This window comes from Corallococcus carmarthensis, from assembly GCF_003611695.1.
GTDB lineage: Bacteria > Myxococcota > Myxococcia > Myxococcales > Myxococcaceae > Corallococcus > Corallococcus carmarthensis.
This window is the reverse complement of the sequence record NZ_RAWE01000328.1, coordinates 1-7,094: the sequence shown is the minus strand read 5'-3', so window position 1 is coordinate 7,094 and position 7,094 is coordinate 1. Positions and strand designations below refer to the sequence as shown.

Genomic DNA, 7,094 nt, shown 5'->3' with positions numbered 1-7,094 from the left:
CGCCCGCCCTGCCCGGATGACGTGGAGGCCGCGTCCAAGAAGAAGGGCGGCAAGCGCCCCGCGCCCGCCAGGCCCGCCGCGCCGCCCACGAAGAAGCCGTAACACCCTGGCCCGCCGCTTCAGGGCGGCGGGCCCGGACTTCGAAAGACAGACCTACTCGACGATGAAGTCCGCGGCGGTGCGCCGGCGGCCGGCCACCACCGACACCACCGCGCGGCCCTGGCCCACGGCCGTCACGCGGCCCTCGGGCGACACCGTCACCACGGCGGTGTTCGAGCTGAACCACTCCAGCGGCACCTTCTCCAACGCCACGCCGTTGCGGTTGTACGCGCGCGCCTGGACCATCACCGACTGGCCCTTCTTCTTGAAGGTGTACGAGGTGAGGTTCAGCCCCAGGCGCGCGAAGTCCGGCGGCACCACCTGCACGGCGATGGCGCGGTTCAGGTGTCCCAGCGTCGCGGTGACCGTGGCCGTGCCGGCGGACGCGGCGATGAGTTCGCCGTTCTCCACGCGCGACACGGCCTCGTTGCTGGAACGGAAGGTGGGCACCGCGTCGGGGATGACGTGGCCCGCTTCATTGCGCGCCACCACGCGCAGCTTGATGGTCTTCCCCACCTCCACGAAGTCCGCGCCCGGAGCGCGCACGTCCAGCGACGCGAGGATGGTGAGGTCCAACGGCAGCGCCGCCTTCGCCCGTCCCCCCTGCACGCCGATGATGGTCTTGCCGGACTTGCGCGCCACCACCGTGCCGTCCTCCAGCACGGAGGCCACCTCCGGCGCGGAGCTGGTCCAGCGCAGGCGCGTGTCCATCATCTTGCGCCCGTCCGCGTCCAACACCGTGTAGCTGAGCGGCAGGTTCTGCCCCTGCGTGCGCAGGTAGCGCAGCTCGGGCTGTTCCAGGGTGATGGTCGTGGGCGACGGCCCACACGCACCGAGGACACCCAGCGCGAGGAAACCCAACAGGGAAAGGGACGGTGGACGTGACGTCTTCACGAAGGCAGGCACAGGGGGTTTTGGGGAGCGGCGAAGTCTACCGGCTGACCACCCGGCGGGCGGGAAAACCGCGAGCCCCCACGCCGAAGTCCGTGCGCCTGCACGCCTGCTGACGACTTCCGGCCACTTCAGCGGCGCGGGGTCCGGGACTCCATCGCCCCCAGCACCTGCGCGGCCAGGGCCTCTCCCTCCCGCCAGCCGGCCACCCGGGCGCGCTCCCTCGCCTGCTCCAGCCGATCGCGCGCATCCGAGACCCGGCCCCCTGCCACCAGCAGGCGTCCGGCGTTGAAGTGGATGCGCGCCACTTCCTGGGCGTCACCGCCCTGTTCCGCCAGGACGAGCGCGCGCTCCAGGTCCGACAGCGCCTGGCCCGGCTCTCCCGCGAGGACCCGCAGGCCCGCGAGCTGCGACAGGGCCCGCGCATGGCCCACCGCGCTGCCCACCGACCGCGCCTGCTCCGCCGCGCGCGTGAAGGCCACCCGCGCCCGGTCCAGCTGACCCAGCCGCTGCTGGAGCCGCCCCAGGAGCAGGTAGTTCTCCCAGTAGAAGTCCGCCAGATGCGGGGTCCGGTTCCCCATGCGCTGGAAGGCCCGCGCCAGCAGCTCCACCGCCGCCGTCGTCTCGCCCTTGGCCTCGCGCACCCGCGCGAGCTCGCACAGCACCAGGGCCTCCACTTCCGGATCCGAGCCGGCAGGCCCCTGCGCCATGCTGAGGCGCACCTCCGCGTCGTCCACGCGCCCCAGCTTCAGCTCCGCGACGGCCAGGCGCCGCGCGGCCTCCGCCCACCGGCCGGGCATCTGCATCACCGGCACGCGGTCCAGCCACGGCGTCACCAGCCCGTCCACGGCGGCGGGGTCCGACTGCGTGAGACATCCCGCCGCGCGCGCGAGCACGTCCAGCTGCCAGCGCACCACCGCCGCCGTCGCGCCGGGCGACCGGCCCAGGGCCCAGCGGTAGAACTCCACCGCCGCTCGCCATTCGCCGCGCGCCGCGAACCAGTCTCCCGCGCGCTCGCAAGCGGCCGGCGCGCCAGCGGCATCCGCGCCCAGCAGGTGGTCCGCCACCCGCACCTCGCGGGCCGGCTCCTGCGTGAACGCCATCAACTCCAGCGCCTCCGCCAGCTCCTGGTGCGCGCCGCGCAGCTGCGGAGGCGACAGGCGCTCGCGCAGCACCTGCCGCGCCTCCTCGCGCGTGAAGCGGAAGATGCCGGGCTGCTGGGGCACGGGCACCACCCACTCCGTGTCATCCAGCACCTCCGCGCCGTCCGTGGCCGTCAGCGACGCGCGCACCAGCTCCGCGGAGAACAGCGAGCCCTCCACCGCGGCCCGCTGGAGGAAGCGCAGCGACGCGGCGGGCAGCAGCTCCAGCCGCGCGCCCAACGCCTGTCCCAATCCCTGCGGCAACGCCGCGGCGGACAGCGGGCCATTGGCCTGGAAGCCATTCTCCGTGCGCTGCAGCACGCCCACCGCCACGAGCAGCCGCACCAGCGCCAGCGCATGCGCGGGATTGCCGCGCACCCGGTCCGACACCGCCCGCTCCAGCGACGGCGACAGGGCCATGCCCAGGCTCGCCGTGAGGAGCGCGTTCAGATCCGACGGCGACAGCCCCTCCAGCACCGTCACGGGCAGGGACGCCAGGGCCGTGGGCACCGCGTCCACGTCACCCGTGGCCACCAGCGCCACGCCCAGGTCCTTCGCCGCGAGCAGCCCCGCGAGCAGGTCCAGCGAAGGGCCGTCCACACGGTGCACGTCGTCCACCAGCAACAGCAGGCCGGACGGCTTCGCCACGCGCTGGATGGCGTCCACCACCGCTCCGTCTCCCGCCGGCAGGTGTCCGCCGCCCACCGGCGCGCCCCGCGCGAGCCTCCGCCAGAGCGCCGCGGCATCCGGTTCGGAGAAGCCCAGGCCCGTCAGCGGCGGCAGCGACGCATCTCCGCCCGTCGCGGCCCGCGACAGCGCGGCGAACACCGTGCGCCACAACCCCAGCGCTCCCGCGGAGCGGGGGTCTCCACCCCACGCGTACACCACGCGCGGCGAGGCGCCCGCGGCCAGCTCCGCCACCGCCTCCAGGAAGCGGCTGCGTCCCACGCCCGTGGGCCCCACGAAGAGCCGTGCGCCGCCTTCGCCCTTGCACACCGATTCCACCACCGCCGCCGCCTGGGTCAGCGCCTCGTCGCGCCCCACCAGCGTGTCCACGCGGGTCGCGGGCGCTCCGGACTCCACCCGCCACGCCGTGCCGCCGGGCAGCTCGCGCGACACGCCGATGCGCACCCCGCCCGCTTCCACCAGCAGCGCCTTCACCGCCGCGCCCACGAGCAGCTCACCCGTTGCCGCCGCGTCCGCCAGCGCCTGCGCCCGCTCCAGCCCCAGTCCGGACAGCCGGGGCACTCCGGCCTCCGTGCTCACCCGCACCACGCCGGACTCAAGGCCGCGCCGCACACCCGTCCCGGCGCTTCCCAGCTCCTCCGCGCACTTCAGCGCGCGCGTCGCATCGTCGGGACGTGTCTGCGGCAGGCCGAAAGGCAGACACCAGTGCGCATCCGACAGCGCCACCGCCTCCACATGGTGGCGCGTCGCGGCCTGCGCCACCGCCTCGCGCAGCCGGGCCGCGTGGGCCGGTTCGCCCGCGACCACCAGCAACGTGAGCCGGCGCATCTGCGCCTGCGCATCCATCGCGCGGATCTTCACCGTGGGGCCCGGGGCCTCGTCTCCCAGGGCCGGGGGCCCGTCGTCTCCGTCGAGGGTGGACGGCGGCTCGGCCAGGGCGGAGGCCAGCGGCGCGGGCACGTCCATCGTCGGGTCGGTGGGCGGCTCGTGCACGGCACCGTCGTCGCGACGGGAGGGCGCCTTGGCAGTCGGCGCGTCCGGGATGTCCTCGTCGCCCAGGTGCACGGGCGGCTCGCGCAGCACGGGCATCAGCGACAGCTTCGGCGCGGCGTCCACGGCCGCGGGCGTGAGCGAGTTGCCACACGCGGGGCAGAAGCGGTTGGTCGCGCTGGAGGACTGGCCGCAGCGCGGGCACGACACGCTGGAGGGCTCGCGGACCTGGGGCAGCCCCGGCTCGCCACTGCCCGCGTCGCGCAGCCGCGCGAGCACCGAGTCCCCCACCAGCCGCGTCACCACCTCGGAGACGCTCTCCCCCAGCGCCTCCGGCACTTCATCCAGGTAGGACTGGAGCGCTCGCGCCACGTCGGCGCACCGGGCGAAGCGCTGCGCGGGCGCGCGGTGGAGCATGCGCAGGATGATCTGCTCCAGGAGCGGCGACAGCCCCTCCACGAACTGCGAGGGCCGGGGCACCGCCGCCAGGGCGATGCGCCGCATGGCCTCCGCGGGGTTGTCCGTGTCGATGAACGGCCGGCGCGTGCACAGCTCCCACAACACCACGCCCAACGCGAACTGGTCGCTGGTGCCAGAGACGGGCTCGTTGCGCACCTGCTCCGGCGACATGTAGCGCAGCTTGCCCTTGAGCACGCCCGTGCGCGTGCGGCTGGCGCGGATGGTCGCCTTGGCCACGCCGAAGTCCACCACCTTCGTCAGGCCGTCCAGGCGCACCATGATGTTCTGCGGGCTGATGTCCCGGTGCACCAGCTCCAGCGACGCGCCCTGGCTGTCGCGCGCATGGTGCGCGTGGTCCAGCCCCAGCGCCGCGTCGCGGATCATCTGCGCGCAGACGCGATGGGGCAGCGGCGTGCTGGCCCGCTGCGCGGCCTTCGCCAGGCGGCCCAGGTTCTCGCCCTCGATGTACTCCATGGCGATGTAGAACGTGCCCTGCCACGCGCCGACCTCGTACAGCGAGACGACGTTCGGGTGGTTCAGGTGCGCCGCGACGCGGGCCTCGTCGAGGAACATCTCCACCGAGCCCTCGTGCTCCAGCAGGTCCGGCAGCAGGCTCTTGAGGATGACGGGGCGCTCGAAGCCGGTCACGCCCACCTGACGTGCCAGGAAGATCTCCCCCATGCCTCCCACGGCCACGCGGCGCAGCACCGCATACCTGCCGAAGATGAGGGAAGACGGGGAAGCACCGGACACCATCGCCCTTGCACCGTACCCAGCGATCCCCATCCCCCGCCAGTCCCCGACCCTTTGCTTTCAAACCGGGAGCCATAAGCCCTTCCGCCGCCGTGTGGGGTCCTGACGCACCGGGTGCACGGAGCGTGTTTCAGACGTGCCAGGTCAGCCGTCCCGCCTGCTCGGAGGACCCGGGCGCGAGGGTCAACGGCGACACATACAGTCCGCGCCGCTCCCGCTTCCACCAGGCCCCGGTGCGCTGGCGCTCCTCCTGGGACGTCATCCGGTAGTCGTGGAGCACCGCCCGGACCAGCCGGGGCGGGCGGTCCGGAAAGGGATTGGACGCGAACAGCCCCAGCACCTCCGGCGAGCCCTCCAGCAGCCGCTCCAGCAGGGCCAGGAACCACGAGGGCGGCGACCCCAGCGCGGCGAACCACATCTGCCAGTCCAGCCGGGGCTGGTGCGGGGCCACCTGGCGCGGCGGCCGCTCCACTTCCGACGTCTTGTAGCGGAACGGGTACTGCACCCAGTGCACGCCGTCGTTGGAGCCCTCCACGGTGATTTCCGGCCGGTCCACCGTCATCACCGCGAACAGGCCATAGGAGTTCACCGAGTGCAGCGGCACCACCCTGTCCTCCAGCCAGTCCACCGCCCGCACCAGGCGCTCCGGGCCGCGCGGCCACCACTCCATCCGGCGCAGCTGCTCCACGGTGCCCAGCGTGAGCAACGGCACCGCCGCGGCCACGGCCAGCGCCGTGTCCAGGACCGACGGCCGCCGCGCGGGTCCAGCGTCGCGCCACAGGCCTTCCGGCAGCACGCGCCGCAGGGCCGCGTCATCCAGCAGCCACAGCCCCAGGGCCAGCGACTGGACGTTGAAGAAGCCGTAGTTGCCCGTGGCCATGATGGCCGCCTGCAACGCGGTGAAGAGGCCGAAGGCGGCCTGCCGCACGCGCCTGGGACCGAAGGCGAGGAAGGGCACCGCCGTCTCCACCGCCAGCACCGCCGCCGTGCCCGCGTGGCGCACCGGACGTGGCAGCTGGTGCGCGGCCCAGCCCCCGCGCGTGGGCAGGGGCGCGGTCTCGAAGTACACGTCGCACGCGCTCAGTTCGCGCCACGTCCGGTCGCCCGAGTGGAACTTGCTGATGCCCGACCCGAAGTAGAGCCGGAACACGAGCATCCGGAAGAGGAACACCTCCAGCGCGGACACGTCCCGCTTCCCCAGCCCGGGCCGCACGCCGCCCGGCGCGGTGAGCGTGCCCAGCAGCCCCATCTCCAGGAGCAGCACGTCCCACTGGAACGACAGGAACTCGCGCCCCAGGGACACATAGGACAGGTACAGGCCCCACAGCGCGCCAGCGCTCAGGCGCGGGGCCACGTTGAGGAGCAGCGCCAGCGACAGGCCCTGCCCCACGCGGCAGCCGCGCACCAGCGCCGCGTCCGACGCGTCCTTCCAGAACACGGAGGGCCGCCGCCACCGGCCCTGCGCGGCCCAACGCTCGGACTGCGCCAGGTCGCGGATGGGGCGGATGCCCTTCTCACCGTAGAGCCCCAGCACCTGCTTCCCCAGCGACGTGAAGGCGATGAGGAACGTGCCGCCCAGCAGCCGCATGAAGGCCCAGCGCACCCACCGGTGCTCCGCGGGTTCCGTCACACGGCTGAACAACCATGTGTCCCAGCGCGACGCGCGCCGCCTGTTGTGCGCGATGACCGAATACACCGCGCCCGCCACGTGCCGGACGCCAGGCACCAATCCCAGCCGCGCGGCGAGGCGCGTGCTCCAGCGGGGCGACCAGGCGAGCATGCGGAAGACCGCCTCCGCGCCGGACGAGCGGCGCCCCGACGGCTCCACGAGCTGCATCGCCCGCAGCATGTCCTTTTTGGAGATGCCCAGGAGCGTGCGCAGCCAGCCACTCCCCCGCGCGAAGCGCACCCGGCCTCCGGTGTCGTGGCGCCAGCGTGCCACCCAGCGCTTGCAGAAGCCGCAGTCCCCATCGAACAGCACGAGCGGTCGCATCTCGCGGGTCATCGCGCGCATCACGTTTCTCCTTCGTCCGATGACAAAGGTGCGCGCGGCGGGTGGGATGCGAAGGGGGG

At 73.6% G+C, this 7,094-nt stretch carries 3 protein-coding genes; all 3 read right to left on the bottom strand.

Annotated features, from left to right (window positions below; genetic code table 11):
* Nucleotides 1–153: 153 nt before the first annotated feature.
* Nucleotides 154–993: an Ig-like domain-containing protein gene (locus D7X32_RS41975; RefSeq protein ID WP_120608120.1), complete on the bottom strand. Its 840-nt coding sequence runs from the start codon at nt 991–993 to the stop codon at nt 154–156.
* Between the two features lie 128 nt (nt 994–1,121).
* Nucleotides 1,122–5,054 carry a protein kinase domain-containing protein gene (locus D7X32_RS41970; RefSeq protein WP_279635662.1) on the bottom strand — a complete coding sequence of 1,311 codons (3,933 nt, stop codon included), beginning with the start codon at nt 5,052–5,054 and terminating at the stop codon, nt 1,122–1,124.
* A gap of 97 nt (nt 5,055–5,151) precedes the next feature.
* Nucleotides 5,152–7,035: a lipase maturation factor family protein gene (locus tag D7X32_RS41965; protein WP_120608118.1), complete on the bottom strand. Its 1,884-nt coding sequence runs from the start codon at nt 7,033–7,035 to the stop codon at nt 5,152–5,154.
* Nucleotides 7,036–7,094 lie beyond the last annotated feature (59 nt).